Annotated in this window: 18 protein-coding genes; 13 read left to right on the forward strand and 5 right to left on the reverse strand. The window is 68.9% G+C overall.

Annotated features, from left to right (window positions below; translation table 11 throughout):
• The first annotated feature begins 90 nt into the window (after positions 1–90).
• Complete coding sequence (locus ACWDKQ_RS30465) at positions 91–528, forward strand: VOC family protein (RefSeq protein WP_450142221.1); 438 nt, start codon at positions 91–93, stop codon at positions 526–528.
• 498 nt (positions 529–1,026) lie between these two features.
• On the opposite strand, the gene ACWDKQ_RS30470 is transcribed toward ACWDKQ_RS30465, so the two are convergent.
• From ACWDKQ_RS30470 to ACWDKQ_RS30480, 3 genes are all read right to left on the reverse strand, one after another.
• The gene (locus tag ACWDKQ_RS30470) at positions 1,027–1,290 is read right to left on the reverse strand and encodes a hypothetical protein (RefSeq protein ID WP_450142222.1); all 264 of its coding nucleotides are present in this window, start codon (positions 1,288–1,290) and stop codon (positions 1,027–1,029) included.
• A gap of 99 nt (positions 1,291–1,389) precedes the next feature.
• The gene (locus ACWDKQ_RS30475) at positions 1,390–1,770 is read right to left on the reverse strand and encodes an MFS transporter (RefSeq protein ID WP_450142223.1); all 381 of its coding nucleotides are present in this window, start codon (positions 1,768–1,770) and stop codon (positions 1,390–1,392) included.
• 270 nt (positions 1,771–2,040) lie between these two features.
• The gene (locus ACWDKQ_RS30480) at positions 2,041–3,333 is read right to left on the reverse strand and encodes a C39 family peptidase (RefSeq protein ID WP_450142224.1); all 1,293 of its coding nucleotides are present in this window, start codon (positions 3,331–3,333) and stop codon (positions 2,041–2,043) included.
• A 242-nt stretch (positions 3,334–3,575) separates the two neighbouring features.
• On the opposite strand from ACWDKQ_RS30480, the gene ACWDKQ_RS30485 reads away from it, so the two are divergent.
• The 3 genes from ACWDKQ_RS30485 to ACWDKQ_RS30495 all read left to right on the forward strand — a co-directional run bounded on the left by ACWDKQ_RS30485 (position 3,576) and on the right by ACWDKQ_RS30495 (position 6,161).
• Positions 3,576–4,157 carry a hypothetical protein gene (locus ACWDKQ_RS30485; protein WP_450142225.1) on the forward strand — a complete coding sequence of 194 codons (582 nt, stop codon included), beginning with the start codon at positions 3,576–3,578 and terminating at the stop codon, positions 4,155–4,157.
• Between the two features lie 322 nt (positions 4,158–4,479).
• Positions 4,480–5,502, forward strand: coding sequence for an LLM class flavin-dependent oxidoreductase (locus ACWDKQ_RS30490; RefSeq protein WP_450142226.1), 1,023 nt, complete (start codon positions 4,480–4,482; stop codon positions 5,500–5,502).
• Between the two features lie 23 nt (positions 5,503–5,525).
• Positions 5,526–6,161, forward strand: a complete 636-nt coding sequence (locus ACWDKQ_RS30495) for an NAD(P)-dependent oxidoreductase (protein ID WP_450142227.1) — start codon at positions 5,526–5,528, stop codon at positions 6,159–6,161.
• A 167-nt stretch (positions 6,162–6,328) separates the two neighbouring features.
• Here ACWDKQ_RS30495 and ACWDKQ_RS30500 read toward each other — a convergent pair whose 3' ends face one another.
• Positions 6,329–6,697, reverse strand: coding sequence for an SAM-dependent methyltransferase (locus ACWDKQ_RS30500; RefSeq protein ID WP_450142237.1), 369 nt, complete (start codon positions 6,695–6,697; stop codon positions 6,329–6,331).
• 244 nt (positions 6,698–6,941) lie between these two features.
• Positions 6,942–8,195, reverse strand: a complete 1,254-nt coding sequence (locus ACWDKQ_RS30505; protein WP_450142228.1) for an MFS transporter — start codon at positions 8,193–8,195, stop codon at positions 6,942–6,944.
• 161 nt (positions 8,196–8,356) lie between these two features.
• Here ACWDKQ_RS30505 and amiA point away from each other — a divergent pair, with 161 nt between their 5' ends.
• From amiA to ACWDKQ_RS30550, 9 genes are all read left to right on the forward strand, one after another.
• Positions 8,357–8,461 (forward strand): streptamidine family RiPP, encoded by a 105-nt coding sequence (amiA, locus tag ACWDKQ_RS30510; RefSeq protein ID WP_010314304.1) that lies wholly within the window; start codon positions 8,357–8,359, stop codon positions 8,459–8,461.
• A gap of 65 nt (positions 8,462–8,526) precedes the next feature.
• Entirely contained in the window at positions 8,527–9,348 is an 822-nt protein-coding gene (locus ACWDKQ_RS30515; protein WP_450142229.1) for a hypothetical protein, read from the forward strand.
• A 14-nt stretch (positions 9,349–9,362) separates the two neighbouring features.
• The gene (locus ACWDKQ_RS30520; RefSeq protein ID WP_450142230.1) at positions 9,363–12,158 is read left to right on the forward strand and encodes a CocE/NonD family hydrolase; all 2,796 of its coding nucleotides are present in this window, start codon (positions 9,363–9,365) and stop codon (positions 12,156–12,158) included.
• Positions 12,155–13,345 (forward strand): hypothetical protein, encoded by a 1,191-nt coding sequence (locus ACWDKQ_RS30525; protein WP_450142231.1) that lies wholly within the window; start codon positions 12,155–12,157, stop codon positions 13,343–13,345. Before ACWDKQ_RS30520 ends, ACWDKQ_RS30525 begins: the two co-directional genes overlap by 4 nt.
• Positions 13,346–13,409: 64 nt before the next feature.
• Positions 13,410–14,207, forward strand: coding sequence for a sugar phosphate isomerase/epimerase family protein (locus ACWDKQ_RS30530; RefSeq protein WP_450142232.1), 798 nt, complete (start codon positions 13,410–13,412; stop codon positions 14,205–14,207).
• Between the two features lie 62 nt (positions 14,208–14,269).
• Positions 14,270–15,286 carry an ABC transporter substrate-binding protein gene (locus ACWDKQ_RS30535; RefSeq protein ID WP_450142233.1) on the forward strand — a complete coding sequence of 339 codons (1,017 nt, stop codon included), beginning with the start codon at positions 14,270–14,272 and terminating at the stop codon, positions 15,284–15,286.
• Positions 15,283–16,287: a FecCD family ABC transporter permease gene (locus ACWDKQ_RS30540; protein WP_450142234.1), complete on the forward strand. Its 1,005-nt coding sequence runs from the start codon at positions 15,283–15,285 to the stop codon at positions 16,285–16,287. The genes ACWDKQ_RS30535 and ACWDKQ_RS30540 overlap by 4 nt, the downstream gene beginning before the upstream one ends.
• Complete coding sequence (locus ACWDKQ_RS30545) at positions 16,284–17,303, forward strand: FecCD family ABC transporter permease (RefSeq protein WP_450142235.1); 1,020 nt, start codon at positions 16,284–16,286, stop codon at positions 17,301–17,303. The genes ACWDKQ_RS30540 and ACWDKQ_RS30545 overlap by 4 nt, the downstream gene beginning before the upstream one ends.
• Positions 17,300–18,136, forward strand: coding sequence for an ABC transporter ATP-binding protein (locus ACWDKQ_RS30550; protein ID WP_450142236.1), 837 nt, complete (start codon positions 17,300–17,302; stop codon positions 18,134–18,136). Before ACWDKQ_RS30545 ends, ACWDKQ_RS30550 begins: the two co-directional genes overlap by 4 nt.
• The last annotated feature ends 253 nt before the right edge of the window (positions 18,137–18,389 follow it).

Raw genomic sequence — 18,389 nt, forward strand, 5'->3', positions numbered from 1 at the left:
TCGGTAAGCCGTATGCGGGAAAACCGCACGTACGGATTGAAAGGGGGATGGGGAACCGGGTCCTTCGGGACACCGCGCCCCTGACTACCAATGGCCATCAAACTTGAGAACGTCGGCATCGCCGTTCGTGACCTCGAAGCAACGATCGCCTTTTTCACCGACCTGGGTCTCACGGTCGTCGGCCGTGACACGGTCAGTGGTGAGTGGACCGACACTGCCGTCGGCCTTGATGGCAACCACGCCAACATTGCGATGCTCCAGACGCCAGACGGTCAGGGCCGCCTTGAGCTCTTCGAGTACATCCACCCCAAAGCGATCGACTCGAAGCCCACTCGTCCCAACGAGATTGGCATGCACCGCGTCGCCTTCTCAGTCGACGACATCGACAAAGCCCTTGAGATCGCCGCGAGGCACGGCTGCCGTCCGCTTCGTGGCGTCGCGACGTATGAGGACGTCTACAAGCTCACGTACGTCCGAGGTCCCAGCGGCATCATCGTGATGCTCGCCGAGGAGCTGAAGAAGAACTGACGGCCGATCGGCCCAATTAGTCCAGCGCTTGGATCGCATCGGGCGCCGACCGGTGTTCATCGCAGGCGCGCTGTTCATGGCGGCCTACGCCTGGGCGTTCTTCTGGCTGGTCGACACCAAGCCCCCAGGGTTCATCGCGCTGTCCCCGGCCATCGTGCTCGCGCTGCCGCACCGAGCGGTTCGCCCATCGCGGCGTTCCACACCGAACTGTTCGAACCGCGCGTGCGATACAGCGGTGTGTCCATCGGCTGGGTGTGTTCATCGGCTACCAGATGGGCAGCGTGCTGCTGGGTGGGTTCACCGCGCTGCTGGCAACGTCGCGGATCCTGTGGTCCGACGGAGCTTCGTGGAGCGTGGCGGCGCTGGTCGCAGCCGGGGCGCTCATCGCGGCGGCCTCGATGTTCGGATCGAGGGAGGCCCCGGAGGAGGACCACGAGAAACCCCTTCGCGGCGCAGGTGCCGCGAAGGGTTCGAGTGTCCTGTCTGATCTGTCGGGCCTCAACAGGATCCGACCGCGTCGTCGGTCCACTCGTCCAGGCGCGATCCGACGTGGCCGGGGAAGTCCTCGAGGGCGTCCAGGCGCCGACGGATTTCCGCTCGGACGACGAGCAGTTCGCGGTGGTGCCGCTGCACGAGGTCCCAGCACTGCTGTTCGAGCGCGTGGTTCATGCAGAGCTCGGCGAGCTTGGCGCGACGATCAAGTTCGTCAAAGAGGCAGGAAGCCAGCGATGCGTTGTGGGAGCGCTGGGCGAGCTGGGACATGGTCACACCCCGATTCGTCGGCGGATGTCTGGTGGGTCGAACTGTTTCGGTCGCGCTATCCACTGTGACGGCCGGCACCGGAGCCGGGTACGGGGTGAACTACTCATACTGCCCTCGCATTTGGCCTGAGTAGTGCGCGGTGCTAGCGGACGGGCGGTGGGTGGATGTGTCCGCGAGGTCGGACCAGGTGGGACGAGGGTGTGGATCGGGCCAGGAGCTGTCGTTCTTCAGGGGGAGGGCAGCCGGTGCTATCGCGGCGCACGCCGCAACAGCGGGTGCGACCACGACGGGCGCGGGGCTGGTCTTCCTGATCATGGGTAGCGGGCGGATCTCGTCTTCGAACTCCTTGAGGGTCTTGCCGCGGGTTTCGGGAACCTGGGCGGCGACGAAGACGATTCCCAGCACGCCGACTGTGGCGAAGATGAAGAAGGTCGGGGCGATGTCGAGCGCGGCAACCGTCGGGTAAAACGAAGTTGACACCGGCGTTGGCCATCCACAGCATGAAGACGCACACGCCCACAGCGAAGCTGCGGATCCTGAGCCGCTGGCGGCTTCGCTGACCAAGCGCGGTGCGAAGGTCGTCATCAGCGGCATCAACACCGAAGCGGCGAACGCGGTGGCCGACGCTACCGGTGCCGCGATCGTCGCACCCGAGGAGGTGACCGGGTTCGAGTGTGACATCTATGCACCGTGTGCATTGGCACGAGTGATCACCGCCGAGACTGCGCAGCCCTCGCGGAGTTCGGGCCGTCAGGGCGCGGCTGGCAGGGGGAATCGGGGCGGCGTGATGATGTAGGCGATGCCGCCGGAAGCGTCGACCACTGCTCCCGTGGCGTCCCGGCGCTTGGTGCGCAGCCAGACGTTCTCGAACTGGGTGCGAGGGTAGACGTTGCGCACGGCGGCGTCGTCGGACGAAGCCGGATCGTTGGCGATGACGTCCCCGTTCGTGGTGAATCCGACGATGACCATGAGGTGGCCGTCGGTGTTGTAGCCTGCGCCGTCGAGTTCGTCGGCGGCGAACGACTGCGATGTGATCAAAGGGATGCCGCTGCGGATGAAAAGTTCCGCGTCGGCCAGCGAGTGCAGGCGGGTGATGTGCGCTTCCAACCCGTGGGTCGCGGCGTAGGCGGCGTTGAAGGACCAGTTCCCGGTGCCGTCGTAGGCGTAGTCGAACGTCTGGCGTGCGGCGTTGTCGACGGCGGGATCCGGGTGTTGTGGACCGATCCAGGCCAGGTCCTGCTCGGGTGGCCGTTTTCCCCAGTACTCGACGACCATTTCCGTCGATGTGGGGCTGCACCAGGCCTCACCGCCGCCGCCGTACTGCGGGAAGTGTCCGCTGTGGACGTTTTGGGAGTATCGCGGTACTTGGAGTTCGATGCCCCATGCGCCGCCGGGACCGGAGGTGGGAACTCCGAACCGGTCCGGGATCCTTGAGGTCATCGCGCCCAGCATCGACAGCGAGGGCGAGACCGGTGTGCCAACGGCGCGGTAGAGGGTTGCGCGGAGCTGATAGCCGGACAGCGTCGTTCCGGGACTCGTGGTGAAGGTGTCCACGTTGACGGTTCCGTGGACGTCGGATTGGCCGGCGAGGCTCGTGCGGTGGATGTCTGCATCACCTGACGCCCATTCGCCCATGGTGTACCAGCGGGTTCGAGCGCCGGTGTTGGTCCGGCCCCGCATTTCGAGAAGCAGCCAGGTGCCGGGCGGTGTCGCCGCGTTCCACGAGGCGACCAGTTGGGTCGCCCCGAACCCCGTCGCCTGCAGCGGGGACGTCCACCGCGCGTAGTCGTAGTCGCGCGCCCGCCCATCGGGTGCGGGATGTGCGGCGGTGCCGATGGGTTCGTCGATCTGGATGCCCGCTCCGCCACTGCGCACGCCCTCGGCGGTGCCCGACTGGAAATCGTCGGCGGAGTGCCATTGGTGGTAGTCGATGGCGGACGGGGCCGGAGGATGTGCTGGTTGAGCGCAGGCGGCCATCGTCAGCGCCAGTGCGCCGATGATCACGGTGAGGGCGCTGCGGTGAATCGATCTGGAAGTGCGCATGCCGACCCCTCATCGGCCTCGCCGCCGGACGGCGGTTCTTCTCGATCGGTTCGGAGTATAGATTTCCGCGCCTCCACCTGCGATTTGACGCCCCGCGTGCACCGCGAACCGCTGCTCAGTCGAGTTCGTCAAATGGGCGAGTTGGCACGCCCGTCGTTAGCAACCTGATCGACTGGTTCCGCGTCTCCTGGAGGTAGGAGACCGGCCGTGAGGTAGTGGTGTCAAGAAGAACCGGAGCAACCGTGGCCACGGCTTTGGCCGTGGTCTTGGACGTGGCGGGCACAGCGTCGGCGCAGGGCACTTGGACTCGTGAGGAGTTCCCGGCCAGACCTGAGATGGCCTCGTACGTGACCACCGTGTCCAGCGGTGGCGGGGCGACCTGGGCGTTCGGCAGCTACAGCCCGCCCGGCTCGCCGACATCGATCACCTCGCAGGCGTTCCGCCGTGAGGAGACCGAACGCTGGGTGGAGGTGCAGGTTCCGGACATCGGCCAGATCGTCGCCTCTGCGATGACCGGTCCGGACAACGCGTGGGTGATCAGTCAGTTTACCAAGGTCAGCCCGGGCGCGACGATGCATTGGGACGGCAGGACGTGGACCGAGGTGCCGCCGGAGGTGCCCGACGCTGTACGCATCTCTGCCCACGACGTCACGGCCGTCGGCCCCGATGTCTGGGCTGTTGGGAATGCATTTCGCGACGGCGACGCCCCGCTCGCGCGCAGCTTCGCCGGGTGGAGTCGGCAGCAGGCTCCCGTGCCGACTGGAGGCCTCGGGAAGCTCGTGCAGCCGGCGGCGCGCTGTGGAACCTCGGCACCGACGCGCTGATGCGGTATGACGGCATTTCGTGGCATCGCGTTGACGGACCGCAGGAAGGTGCCCTCGGGGCGGAGCCGAACTTACGGACAGGCGCCTGATCGGGACTGGCAGCTCGGGCGGCTCGTACAAGCCCCAGCCGTTCGCGGCGGTGACCGGTAGCTGACGCACGCCCGGACGATCGGAGCCCAACAGGCCCAGGGGAGGGCTCCATTCCTCGATGTGGCCATGGGCCCGACTCCGAATCTTCTTGGCTCTTGTGACTGATCCGTGGGTGGTGTGAGCTGGGGTTTGGTTGAGGAATCAACCGGTTGGCCGCGGTGTTGCAACGGTCGTGAAAACCATAGGATTCCTATCCTTCGGGCACTGGTCAAGCACTGCGCATTCGCAGACCAGGACCGCCTCGGACTCGTTGCTGCAGGCCATCGACCTGGCCGTGGCGGCAGAGGAGCTAGGTGCCGACGGTGCCCACTTCCGGGTACACCACTTCGCCCGGCAACACGGTTCCCCGTTCCCGCTGCTGGCCGCGATCGGCGCCAAGACCTCACGCATCGAGATCGGCACCGGCGTGATCGACATGCGGTACGAGAACCCGATGTACATGGCAGAGGATGCCGGGGCGGCGGACCTGATCTCCGGCGGCAGGCTCCAGCTCGGCATCAGCCGTGGCTCGCCAGAGCAGGTGATCGACGGGTGGCGATACTTCGGCTATCAGCCAAGCGGCGGCGACACCGACGCGGACATGGCCCGCAAGCACACTGAGGTGTTGCTGAAGGTGCTGGAAGGCAAGGGGTTCGCCGAGCCGAACCCGCGCCCGATGTTCGCTAACCCGCCCGGACTGCTGCGCATCGAGCCGTATTCCGAGGGGCTGCGGGACCGGATCTGGTGGGGTGCCGGCTCCAACGCCACCGCGGCCTGGGCAGCAAAGCTCGGCATGAACCTGATGAGCTCCACCCTCAAGGACGATGAGGGCGGGGCGCCGTTCCACGTGCAGCAGGCCGAGCAGATCCGGGCGTTCCGCAAGGTGTGGGCCGAGTCCGGATGGCAGCGCGAACCGCGCGTGTCGGTGTCGCGCAGCATCTTCGCGCTCACCAATGACCTGGACCGCGCGTACTTCGGCCGCGACGGCGACAGCGAGGACCACGTCGGCTACATCGACGCGGACACGCGGGCCATCTTCGGCCGAACCTACGCTGCCGAGCCTGACGTGCTGGTGCAGCAGTTGGCCGACGACGAGGCGATCGCCGAGGCTGACACGCTGCTGTTGACCGTGCCCAACCAGCTCGGGGTGGATTACAACAGTCACGTGCTGGACAGCATCCTCACCCACGTCGCGCCCGCGCTGGGCTGGCGCTGAAATCCACCTGCAGGGGAGTCACCATGGGCAAGATCCTGATCATCGGCGGTACCGGATACACCGGCAGCAACGTCGTTACCGAGGCAGCCTCGCGCGGTCACCAGGTGACGTCGTTCTCGCGGTCAGCGCCCACCACGCCGGTCGCTGGGGTGGTCTACAGGCACGCCATGGCCGAGGACGCCACGGAGCTGATCGCCGGCGAGGACGCGGTGGTCGCGACCCTGTCGCCGCGCGGGGACCTGGTGGGCCGGCTCCATGGCCTGTACCGGGATTTCGCCAATGCGGCAGCCGACACCGGGGCACGCTTGATCGTGATCGCCGGGTTCTCGTCGCTGCGCCCCGCGCCGGGCGAGCCCAGATTCGTCGAGGGGGAGATCTCCGAGCAGTTCCGTTCGGAGGCGCTGGAGATGGACGGGATCCGGGAATGGCTCGCGACCGCCGCGCCGGAGGGACTCGACTGGACCGTGTTCTCGCCCGCGGGCGGCTACGGCTCGTGGGCTACTGGCGAGAGGACCGGCACCTACCGCCTCGGCGGTGACGTGGCTCTGTTCGACGAGAACGGCAAGTCGGAGATCTCCGGTGCCGACTTCGCGCTGGCGGTCGTCGACGAGATCGAGCGCCACGAGCACTCACGCGAACACATCTCGGTCGCCTACTGAGCGTTCCGGGTCATCGGGCGCGGCCAACGCCATCGATGCCCGCTGTCGCGGTCGAGCCTAGTTCGGCCGCACTGCGGCTGGGGCCACGAAACCTCACGGCGGTCGCCCGGATGCTGCTGGCCTCGGCCACCGCGGGCCGATGTTTGACAAACCAACTGTCAGTCTGGTCATGCTAGACGGACAGCCGGTTTTCTTCTTGGGGGACTCCACCGATGAGCCTGCGCGCACTCGGAGATCATCGGCACACGATGTCGACATCGTCCGGTGACGTCAGCTACCTCGACATCGGCCACAGTTGCTCCGGCTGATCTCGTCGTCGGCCGGTGCTCTGTCGGTGCTCTGTCGGGGTGCCACAGGGGCACGGGCACGACCCCGGGATCGGCGATGGCGCAGCCGCCGAGGAGTCCGCGATTTCCTCCGGGCTCCGCGGCCGTTCGGGCGCGTTGCATGGTCTGGGCTGCTTGCCGATCCACCTCGAAGTTGTGCGATCCACCGGGCAGGAAGTCGTAGATGCGGGCCGAGTTCGGCTGGTTCAGATTGGCACCTTCCGGGGGAGTTCATCGTCTCGCTCACCGCAGACTCCCTTCTCGGAAAAGCCGTTTCGTACCGGAGTTCCACACTTGGCGCTGGTGAAGCACCGCCGGGCTCGCCAAGCCTTCACCGGTTCGTAAGAGGAACTTCGCCTAACCCAAGCCGAATCCTCAACGTTGCAAGAGCAACCCTGCGTCCTGCGCGGAATGGCACGCTGGTTCGTACGGGCCGGTGGGTGGCATGGCCGGATCAGGTTGCCGCGGTTCGTGGTTCGTTGCGCAGGGGTGAGCACCAAGCGGTGATGACGCCGATGGCTAGGACCGAGACACCGGCGGCGATTCCGGTGCGGGGGCTCGCCCCGGCCACTGCGATCGCCCCGGCGAGCGCGGCTCCGGTCGGCATGCCGATGCCCCAGGACAGCATGCGGCAGGTCGTGTTGATGCGGCTCTGGAGTTCGTCGGGGCAGACGTGCTGCCGGTAGGTGATCGCGTTGATGACGACTGTGGAGTACGCGGCGCCCCACGCGGTGGCCGTCACAACGGCGGCGATCCAATGCGTGGTGAGCAGTACGGCGCACCCGCACAGCAGTGAGGTGGGAAGCGCGCCGAGCGCCAGGCGTGCGCCGCCGTAGCGCCTCGTCAGGTGAGGCACTATTCGCGACGCGAGGAGTCCGCCGACGCCCCAGCCGCTGAACAGCACCGCGATGCGCCAGTCGCCGGACGGGGGCACGCCGAGGACATGGTCGGCCCACGGCACGAGCATGGCTACGTAAGCGCCGCTGGCGACCGAGTGGGTGGTGCCCACGAGCGTGAGTACGCGGACCACGCGGTGGCGTGCGAGGAAGGACAGTCCAGCCCTGATGTCGGCGAGCATCGACGTGGCGGTCCTGCGCGTGGTGGTGCCCACAGGTGTCGACAGTGGACGGACGATTGAACGTACCAGCAGCCCGGACGCGAGCGCGGTCACGGCGTTGACGGCGGTCAGTGGTGCGGGCGTGGCGACCGCGACCAGCAGACCGCTCAGCGGGGGAATCACGAGTTCGGCGAGTGTTGTCGCCCCGTAGACCTTGGAGTAGGCATCGGTGAGGAGCCGTTTGCCGACGAGCGTGGGCAGCGCCCCGAAGTTGGCGGCGTCGAAGAGCACGAACAGGGTCTGCACGCAGAATCCGACCACGAGCACGTGCGGCGCGGTGAGGACTCCGAGGGCCCAGGCGGCGGGGATGGTGGCCAGCAGGGCGGCGCTGGCGAAGTCGGCGCTGAGCATGAGCACCCGGCGGTCGGCGCGGTCTGCGACCGCACCGGCGATCAGGCCGAACAGCAGGTAGGGGAGCGCTTCGGCGACCGCGATGGCCGAAGTCCAGCCCGCCGATCCGGTGAGCTGGTAGACGAGGACGGGCAGCGCGACGGTCGCGACGAGGCTTCCCGCCACTGATGTCACCCGCGCGGCCAGGTAGCGCCGGAAGTCCTGGTCGGCGCGGGCCTCGTCGGCCGTGGTCTTGTGCATGTTCGTCCTCCTCGCCCGGCCAGTGTAAATGAGAATCATTTTCGTTAGCCGGGCGGCCTTTGAGGTGGGGCGCATCACAGGTCGAATAGTCGATCAATCCATTGAAAATGATTATCATTTATGTCTGACTAAGCGGCGTAGATCGGGAGGAGGTGAACAAAATGGACAACGTCTTCCAGCGCGTGGAGGTCGAGCGGGAGCTCCCGCATAACTCGGCCAGCCACAGCAACGCGCTTGTCGAGAACCCCTTCGAGGGCGACGAGTGATCGACCCCGGTGCCGGCACCGCTGGGTGCCGGCATCGGCCCAAAACTTCCGGAAAGGCAGGACTGATGCGACAGCGCGACGCCGCCGCACCGCCGCGACTGCGGCCCGGCTGCTCGGTTTTCACCGTGGACGGTCGGGCAGCGGTGCTGCGCGACGCCGCCGGGGCGATGTTCGACATCGCGCTTCCCAGCGAGGAACTCGCCGCCGTCCGCAGTGCCTTGACCGACGAGAACTGCGTGGAACCCAAGGCGCTGGAGGCATTCCGCCAGGCGGGGCACCTCGGTGCGCGCGCGACGTGGCCTGCGGAACGCGCGCGCGTGGTCGTGCTCGCGCGTGAGGACGCGACGTTCTGCGAGGCACTGCGTCGCGCTGGTGCGGATCCGGTCGTGGTCCCGGCGACGTCGACCGCGGCGGACATCTTGGCTTGCGATCCGGCCGCGGTGTGCGCTTGGTCCGACGGTCCGGCCCCGAGCGCATGGCGAGAGCTCGACGTGCTCGTCGACCACGGCGTGGCGTGGCAGCGCGCGAGTCGCGAAGGTCGGCACGTCCTCGTCGAACCGGTGGCGGGGGAGGTGCGGCATCGTGATGTCGTTGCCCGCAGGCTGGCCGCCGCGGGGTCGGGACATCATCACCTGGCCGCGTTCTGGGCGCAGCACGACACCGGGGAAGCGCTGCACGGCGACGGGGATGCCGATCCGTCCGACCTCGCTCTCGTCGTGGCGTTGCTGGTGAATGACCTCCGGGCGTGGGCACTGGGTTCGCGCTCGGGGGAAAGCGCGTTCCAGCGCGATCCGCTGCCCGTTGACAGGCGGTTGCGCGTGGTCGACCTCGACACCGGCGCGATCAGCGATCATCCAGTCCTGCCCGTTCCCGCCAGCGCGCCATGACCAGCGATCACATCGTGACCACTGTGGACGGTTGTCGCCTCGCCGTCACGGTGGTGGTGGCTGACGAGCCAGGCCCGGTCGTGCTGCTCCGCACGCCGTACTGGCGCCACCGCCTGCTCGGCGAGGCGCAGGGATGGGCTCGGCGCGGGTTCACCTGCGTGGTCGGTGACGTGCGAGGACGTTTCGGCTCGACAGGGGAATTCCTGCCCTACGTCCACGAACCGGCCGATGGTGCCGCGGTGGTCGACTGGGTTGCTGACCAGGACTTCGGCGGCGGTCCGCTGCTCGTCGCGGGAGCTTCCTACGGTGCTTACTGCGCGGTGACCGCCGCGCTGGCGCGACCGGACGTCGTGCGCGGGGTGCTGGCCAGCGTGCCGGCACTGGGATTCGGCGAGACCGCGCGGGAACCGGGTGGTGCCGCGCGGCTCGCCTGCCGGGTGGGGTGGTGGGCAGAACACGGGGGCACCACTCAACCGCGTGCACCGCAGCACGATCCGAGCCTGCTGTCGCAGCTCCCCGTCGTCGGGCTCGTCGAGCGGGTGCTCGGCACGACGCCGCCGGGCTGGGACGAGATGTGGACGGCACCCCGTCGTGACGAACGGTTGTGGAACGGGCTGCGCGAGCTGCGCATGCCGCTGCTCGCGGTCGGCGGTCTGCAGGACCCCTTCGCTTCGCACACGGTGGAACTCGCCGACGCATGGGGTGGGCCCACGCGCCTCGTCCTTGGGCCTTGGGGCCACGACCTGGACTCACGCGAACCCGGCGCCGCTCTCGGCGGTCAGCGCATCGGCTCGGTGTACGCGCAGTGGGCGCGCGGGGTCTGCAGCGACGGATTCGGTGGGGACGCGGGCGTCATCGCCGTCGATTCGCACGGCCGGTGGAGCAGCATGGACCACGGCCGCATGCGGTTGCCGTGCGCGGTGTCGGATGCGGCTTTCGTCGCCGACCCGTCCGACCCGTTCCGTTCGGACGTCAGGTTCTCCGAACGCGAGGACCGGGCGTTGGTGCGCACCGATCCGCTTCCTGCAGGGGAGATCGCTGGTCGTGTCACCGTCGCTCTCGATGCCGAAGCCGACTCGGTCGACGCGGACTGGGTGGTGCGCATCGCACTGCAAAGCGGTGATCGCCTCGTGCCGTTGACGCACGCGGTCGGCCGGTACGCGCATGTGCCAGGACGTCGCCGCGAGGTCGTGATCACGACACCGCCCATCGGTGTACTGGTCGCTGCGGGGGCGCGGCTTGTCGTCGAGGTGGCAGGTCACCACTGGCCTGCCCACGCCCGCAACCCGCACACCGGCGGCGACCCGGTCACGGCGACCGAACTGCTGCCCGGTGCGCGTCGCGTCCACGCGGCCCACCTCGATGTGCCTTGGCGCGGGCCAGGAACCGCTGTTGTCACGCCCTCGGCGCTGCTCGATCCACCACGTCCCGACCAGGAGGTCGCTTCGATGCCCGCCACCCCGACGATGCCGGTGGAGTCCTTGATCGACCCCGTCACCGGGATCGTGCGCCGCCTCGTCGACGTCGCCCCGGTGGACGGTGCCCCGCCGCGCTACATCGGCGTCACCGCCGAGATCGCCGACGCGCGGCGGCTCGGCGCGTGGCCCGCCGACCGGGTAAGCCTCGGCACCACCTTCGGGGATCCCGGAGGGGCCCGCACCGCCGCGCTCGGTGAGGCGGTGGAACGCTACTGCGGAAACCGGGTCGCGCCGGGTCTACCGCGGGCGACCGCTGCTGATTTGCGCGGTGAGCGGATGTTCGGGCCCGGCGATCTCCCGTTCTTCGCGCCGTGGCAGCACGAGGCCTCGCGCTGGCCGTACCGGCCGTTCACCGACGACTTGGCCGTGGAATGGGTGAAAGGCGCCGAGGACGGCGAACCGTGCTGGCTGCCCGCCTCGTGGGTGCACTTGAACTACCACAGCGGCGAACGTCGCCGGGAACCCCGCCTGCACCACCTCAACTACGCGGGCATCGCAACTGGCACCGACGAGCGCGACGCGTTCCGCCGCGGCTTGCTGGAACTGCTCGAACGCGACGCCCTGGAGCTGTGGTGGCACCTGGGTGGCCCATCGCGAGGGATCGACATCGACTCGGTGCCCGGTCTGGCGGCCGAGCTCGCGGGCTCGCGGCTGCGGGTGCACCTGGTGGAGCTGCCGACGGAGCATCCCGCCGCGTGCGTGGCGGCCGTGGTGGTGGATCCGGTGACCGGGATCGTCGGCGGGGGCGGGGCCGCGCGTTTCGACCCGGTGGAGGCGTGCACCAAAGCGGTGCTGGAAGCCGTGCACACGTGGGTGTTCACGCTCGGTCTGGTCGACCCCGGCGGATGGGTGTTCGAGGCGATTCGCGCCGGCATCCTCGCCGAAGGCCTCTACCTGCCGTTTCGGGAGGACCGTCGTTACCTGGACGATTCCGGCACGTGCTTCGGTCGGGTCCGGGACCTGGGCGCGCAGGTCCAGGTGTGGCTCGACGAACGCGTCCAGGAGCGGCTCCTGCCCCGGTTCACCCGGCCCCAGCAGGCGATCGGGGTCGACGATCTCCCGCGCGGTGATCTGGTTTCATTGCTGTCGAGCTTGCGCGGCGCCGGATGCCGGATCGCGCACTCCGACCTGACGACCGCCGATGTGGCGCACACGCCGCTGCGGGTCGTGCGGGTGTGCGCCACGGGCCTCGTGCCGAACGCGCCCGCGGCATTCCGGTACTGGGGTCTGCCGCGGTGGCGCGAGGTCATCCAGGAGCGCGGTTGGGCCGCTGGGGCGGATCCTCTCGGCGGACCGGCTGGTCTTGTCATCGAGCCCCCGCCGTTTCTGTGAGCGTCCGCGAGTCGCTGCACCTGGCGTGGGGCGGCGAACCACCTGGTGCCCCCGATCACGCGTTGCGGCCGGCGGAATCCCGGAGCTGGCCCGACGCCGGACTTGGGCTGGACCGTTGGCCGCGCGGCGGGGTCGGCGCCCTGCTGGACCTCGCATTGGCTTCGGACCCGCGACGACGAACTGCAGGAGTGGGGTTGCGCCGCGTGCCGTCGGCGGGCGGCCGGTATCCGATCGAGGCGCACGTCGTGCACCGGGGCGCAGCATGGCGGTACGACCCGGTTCGCCACGCCCTGGTCGCGCCGACGAGGACGGCACGGTCCACGTCGGACCTCCAGGTGGTGCTGTCGGTGAACCCATTGCGGACGTGGTGGCGGTACGGCCCCCGCTCGCTCCCGGTGTTGCTGCTCGATCTGGGGCACGCGATGGGCGCGGTCCTCGCCTCGGCCGCCGCATTGGGCCACCCGGCGCGTGCCACCACCGGCCTGGGCGTGGACGCACTGGCCGCTTTGGCGGGCCTGCCGCGCTCGGGAGGCGTGGTGCGCTGGCCGCGATGTGCGCCGGAGTTCCCGCTGTCAGTGGTGGAGATCGACGGCTCGTTCACCCTTCCACCGGTGACCTCAGCCGAGCGCGTCCCGAATCCCGAGCTGGCGCTCGACGCCGTCGTGGCGGCGCATGGCGAAGCGGCGTGGGCCCTGCTCGCCGGGGCGCTCACCGAGTTGGGGCGGGAGAGGTCGGCGCGGCAGTGGCAGTGGTGCGCACCGGAACCGGCCACGACCGAGCTGCTGACCCGGGCGACCGCGCCATGGGAGGCCGTGACTTCTGGCGATGACGCAGCGGCGGAGTGGCAGGAGCTGTCGAGGTCCGCGGCGCCGCTGGCGATGGGGCAGGTCGCGGTGCTGCGATCCGTGTCGAGTGACCTGGTGGCCGATCTCGCGCCCCGCTCGTGCGGCCAGCCGGAACTCGTTCGGTCGGGCGCGATGCTGCTGGCGGCCGGAATGGTTGATCCCGACCCCGGGACGGCCTTCGACGAGCACGTCGGCGCGGGCCTGGCGGTGCATGCGGCGTGGTTGGCCGCCACCAGGTTGGCCCTCCCGGCGCGGCCGGTCGGCTGCTGGATCGACACGGTTCTGCGGGGATCGGCAGGTCCTGCCCGCCTGCTCCACGCGCTCGCGGTCGGCGGGAGATGAGCCCCCGGCCCGCGACGGTGTCAGACGGCTGTTTGTTAGCACCCCCACGGAGAAGGACGAGAACATGATCATCCCGGGACTGGCGTCGGTGACCTTCCGCCAGCTCGAACCCGCACAGGTGGTGTCGGTGGCGGTCGACTGCGGACTGCAGGTCGTCGAGTGGGGCGGTGACGTGCACGTGCCCCGCGGCGACATCGGCACTGCGCGCACCGTTTTCGCGCTGTGCGCGGACCACGGCATCGAGATCGGTACGTACGGCTCGTACTACAAGGCTGGCCACACCCCTGAATCCGAGTTCGACGAGGCGTTGCGCACGGCCGTCGCACTGCGCGCACCCCGCATCCGGGTGTGGGCGGGCGTGGTCGCGTCCGCGGAGGTAACCGGCGAGCAGCGTTCCCGCACCGTGGCCGACATTCGCCGTTGCGCGGAAGCGTGTGCGGCGGAAGGAATTCAGCTCACGGTCGAGTACCACGTCGAGTCGCTGACCGACGACATCGACTCGGCGCTGCGCCTGCACGACGAGGTCGGGCACGCTGCGCTGGTCGCGCATTGGCAGCCGCGCGAGCTGCCCGAGGTCGAAACCTGCGTGCGGGAAGTGCGTGCGCTGCTGCCGAAATTGGCGTCGGTGCACGCGTTCTCCTGGGGCGCGGACGGGTTCACCGAGCGGCTCGCGTTGGCCGACCGCGTCGACCTCTGGGACGCGGTCCTGGCCGAGCTCGCCGTCGATGGCAGGCGGTGCGAGGTGTTGCTGGAGTTCGTGCCCGGTGATCGCGTCGACGCGTGCAAACGCGACGCGGCCACGTTGCGTGACCGGATTGCCGCGGCGTCCTGTGACGAATCACCCGAATATGGACAACCTTAGATGAAAATGGTTACCGTCATCGGCGCTTCCACTCGGTGGACGAATCGCTCAAGGAGGACCTCGTGCGCGCTGAGCGCAGCACCGTTCGAACGCTTTCCGCTGTCGTGCTTTCCGCTGTCGTTGGGCTCGCCGGCTGCTCGGCCGCTCCGGGGGAGCAGGCTGCGGATACCCCGGACATCGCGCCGACTCCGATGATCGACCGCGCAGCGCAGCCGTTGCAGGCATCGTCGACCATCACAGACCCGCACGGGCACCAGCTGAGCCTGCCAAAGGCACCCGAGCGGATCGTGTGCCTGAGTGGGCTATGCGACGACATGCTCGTCGAACTCGGCATGACGCCGACCGGTACGAGCAATTCGGCCCTGCTTATCCACCCCGCGCTGATGGGGGAGGTGGGCAAGACAGTTCCCGCCGTGCAGGGCAGTTTCGGCTCCGAGGACGTCGAGAGCATCGCGGCGCTCAAACCGGATCTCGTGATCGGGCTCTCTGGCGTGCACGACTCGCTGCGCCCCGCGATCGAAAGCTTCGCGCCGTTGTGGTTGACCGATCCGGTGAACTGGCAGGAATCGGTGGAATACCTGCGGAACCTGGGTTCGCTGACCGGGCGCACCGAGCAGGCCATGGCCGCGGAGACGGCCTTCCGCGCAAAGCTCGCCGACGCCGTGCAGGCCACTCGTGACAGCGGTCAGGTGCGTCAGAAGGTCGTGCTGATGTACGGCAGCGCCGAGTCGATCGGCGTGGACACCAGTGACTCCCTCAAAGGTGATCTGCTCGCGCAGCTGTTCACCTATCCCTTCCCGGCCAAGGGCGCGGATGTCGAGACCGCTGGCAACTACAGCGTCGAGGAACTGCTGGCGAAGCAGCCCGATGTAACGCTGGTGTACTCGTTGCTCTTCTCGCCGCAGGACCGAACTCTCAGCGCGCAGCTCGCCGAGAACCCGGTGTGGAAGCAGATCCCGGCGGTGCAGGGGCAGCAGGTGCACGAGGTGCACGCCAAGCTGTTCGGCTCCGGGCGCGGTACGCGGAGCATGGCCGCGATCATCGACGCGTCCCTGAAGCTGGTCCCCGCTCCCCGATGAACTCACTTCGTCGGCGCGGCGACTGGCCTTTCGCGGCGGTTGCAGCTGGCCTAGCGGTAGTGCTGGTCGCCGCGTCATTCATGCTCGGTGAGCCATTCGTGGGCGTGAACCGCCTTCCGCACGCGCTGACCGCAGACGGGGGAGTGGAGCACACCGTGGTGGTGCTGTTGCGTGCTCCGCGACTGGTCCTCGCAGCGTTTGCCGGGGCGATGCTGGGGGCCGCAGGCCTGCTGTTGCAGGAATCCTTGCGGAATCCGTTGGCGGTGCCGGAAATGCTCGGGGTCTCCAGCGGAGCGTCGGCGGCGGTGGCGGGGTGCGTCGCGTGGGGCGTGTCGCTCCCGGGGGCTCCGCTGGTGCCCGCGCTGGTGGGTGCCGCAGTTGGCGGGGCTTTCACGATGCTGGCGATCCGCGGTGTGACCGACCGGGCAGCGGTGCTGCTCGTCGGTGCGGCCGTCAGCGCTGGACTGCATGCGGTGATGTTGACGGCATTGTCGCTGTCGGACTCGCGTGACCAGGGTGTGCTGGTGCGCTACCTGCTGGGTTCGCTGACCGGGACCACGTGGGAGACCGTCGCGACCCTGACGCCGGGACTGCTGATCGGTCTGCCGCTGGCCGCGCTCATGATCCCCTCGCTCGGGGTGCTCCGGCTCGGCGACGACACCGCCGCCGCCCTCGGCGCGTCGCCGGTCCGGGCCCGCGCCACGACCTTGGCCGTGGGGTGCGTGCTCACCGCTGTCGTCGTCGGGCCGTGCGGGCCGGTGGCCTGGATCGGTTTCCTCGCACCGCAGTTGAGCCGCTGGCTGCGCCCGCGCGGCACGCAGCGGTCGTGGCTGCTGTGGTCCGCGGTGCTGGGTGCGCTGCTGGTGGTCACCGCGGATCTGCTGGCGCGGACGCTGCTGCACCCCGTCGAACTGCCGGTGGGCGGATTGACCGCCGTCGTCGCGATCTGCGCGGGTTCGCTGCTCCTGCTGCGGCGAAAGGTCTCGGTGGTGGCCAGGTGATCGCGCGGATTCCCCGGCCGTTGCGGCTGATCACGTTGCTCGTCGTCGTAGTGGTCTTCGCTATGGCGCACCTGGCGACGGGTTCGACGGTTTCGGCCACGGAGACCTGGGCCGCGGTTTTCGGGCACGCGGACCGGCTGACCACGCAGATCGTTCACGACCTGCGGGCGCCGCGCGTGCTCGTGGGCGCCGGGTCGGGCATGTGCCTGGGGATGGCGGGCATCGTGTTGCAGACAGTGCTGCGCAATCCACTGGCGTCGCCGGATGTGACCGGAGTCGGTTCGGGCGCCGTGCTGGGTGCGGTGGCCGCGACGTTGGTGGGTGGTGACTTCGCTTCGCCCGCCCGGATGATCCTGGTCGCGGCGGTGGGCGGCGCGCTGGGCGGTGGTGCGCTGTGGCTGGTCGCGGTGCGGACCGGCAGCGAACCGATGCGGTTGGTCGTGATCGGCGTGGTGGTTTCGGCCGCGCTCGGCGGCGGCACCATGGTGCTGCTCACCGCCCGACCGCAGCTGACCGGGTCGACGACGCAGTGGTTGATCGGCTCGCTCAACGGGCGCACCTGGGCGCATTGGTCGGCGTTGTGGCCGTGGCTGCTCTTGGTTTCGGCGTCGGGGCTGCTGGTGTCCATGGTGATCCAGGTGTTGGCAGTCGATGATGACCACGGGCGCGCCGTCGGGCTCGCGGTTGCTCCCTGGCGCAGCGCTGTGCTGCTCATCGCGGTTGTGATGACGGCCGTCGCGATCGCCTCGGTCGGTGCCATGGCCTTCGTGGGCCTGCTCGCCCCGCACGCCGCACGTGCGCTGTTCGGCGCCGATCACCGTTTCGCCTTGCCCGCAGCCGGATTGCTCGGTGCCGCGACGGTGTGCGGCGCGGATGTCGTGGCCCAGGCCGTCACGTCGTGGGCCGCGGAGCGTGCGCTCGCCGGTGTCCCGACCGGGGCGGTGACCGCGGTGATCGGGGCAGTGGTCCTGATCCGGGTCGCCAGGACAACCCCGACTGCCGGAGGAAAGTCTTGAGTGCCTTGAAAGCCCGTGGGATCACCGTCCGATTCGGGGACCGGATGGTGCTCGCCGGCGTCGACCTCACCGTCTCCGACGGCGAATGGGTTGCGCTCGTCGGCCGCAACGGCTGTGGCAAAACCACGTTGCTGCGCGTGCTCGGTGGACTCCACGCGCCGGATGCCGGCGAAGTCCTCGTACGAGGCCGTCCGCTGCGATCGTCCTCCCGCCGCCAGATTGCCCGCGAGGTCGCGGTGCTGCCGCAGTCGATGCCGTCTGTGCCCGGTCTCACCGTCCGGCAGTTGGTGCGCCAGGGCCGGTACGCCATGCACGGCCCCTTGGGGATGCTGGCGGGCGGGGACGACGGGCAGGTGCGCGACGCGATGTCCGTCACCGGTGTCGAGCACTACGCCGATGAGTTGATTGACCGCCTCTCCGGTGGCGAACGCCAACGCGTGCGCCTAGCGCTCGCGTTGGCGCAGGACACCTCGATCTTGCTGCTCGACGAGCCGACCACCTACCTGGACATCGGCCACCAGTTGGAGGTCCTCGAACTGGTCCGTCGGTTGCAGCACGAGCGCGGGCTGTGCGTGGTGACCGTGCTTCACGACCTGGAACAGGCCGCCCGCTACGCCGACCGACTCGTCGCCCTCCGCGACGGCGTGGTCCACGCCGAGGGGCCGACGGGTGAGGTCGTCGACGAAACGCTGCTGGCATCGGTGTTCGGCGTGTCCGGCCGGGTGCGGCTCGACGAACTCACCGGCCGTCCACTGTGCACATACGATTCGGTGCACCCCGAAGGCGGTGATCAGCCAGATGTGAAGCACCCGAGGCCACCTCGGTTGCGTTGAACGCACCAAGGCGGCCTCGGGTCGCTCCAGCCGCGGCCGGAGCGGGGACTCGTGGGTCAGTTACCGGGTTGGAACCGCACGATCTGCGGGTCGTGGTCGCTGGACTGCACGGCGAACTCGGAGTTGATGTGCACCACGTCGTAGTCCACCTGCCTAGGCCTCAAATAAGCGAGTCGGTCACTGTGGGGGCGGTGGTAGCCGAAATGATCACTTTGGCGTGAGCGTGGGATATGCCGATGAGTGGTGGGGGGCG

The sequence above is a fragment of the Saccharopolyspora sp. NPDC000995 genome (genome assembly GCF_053599315.1).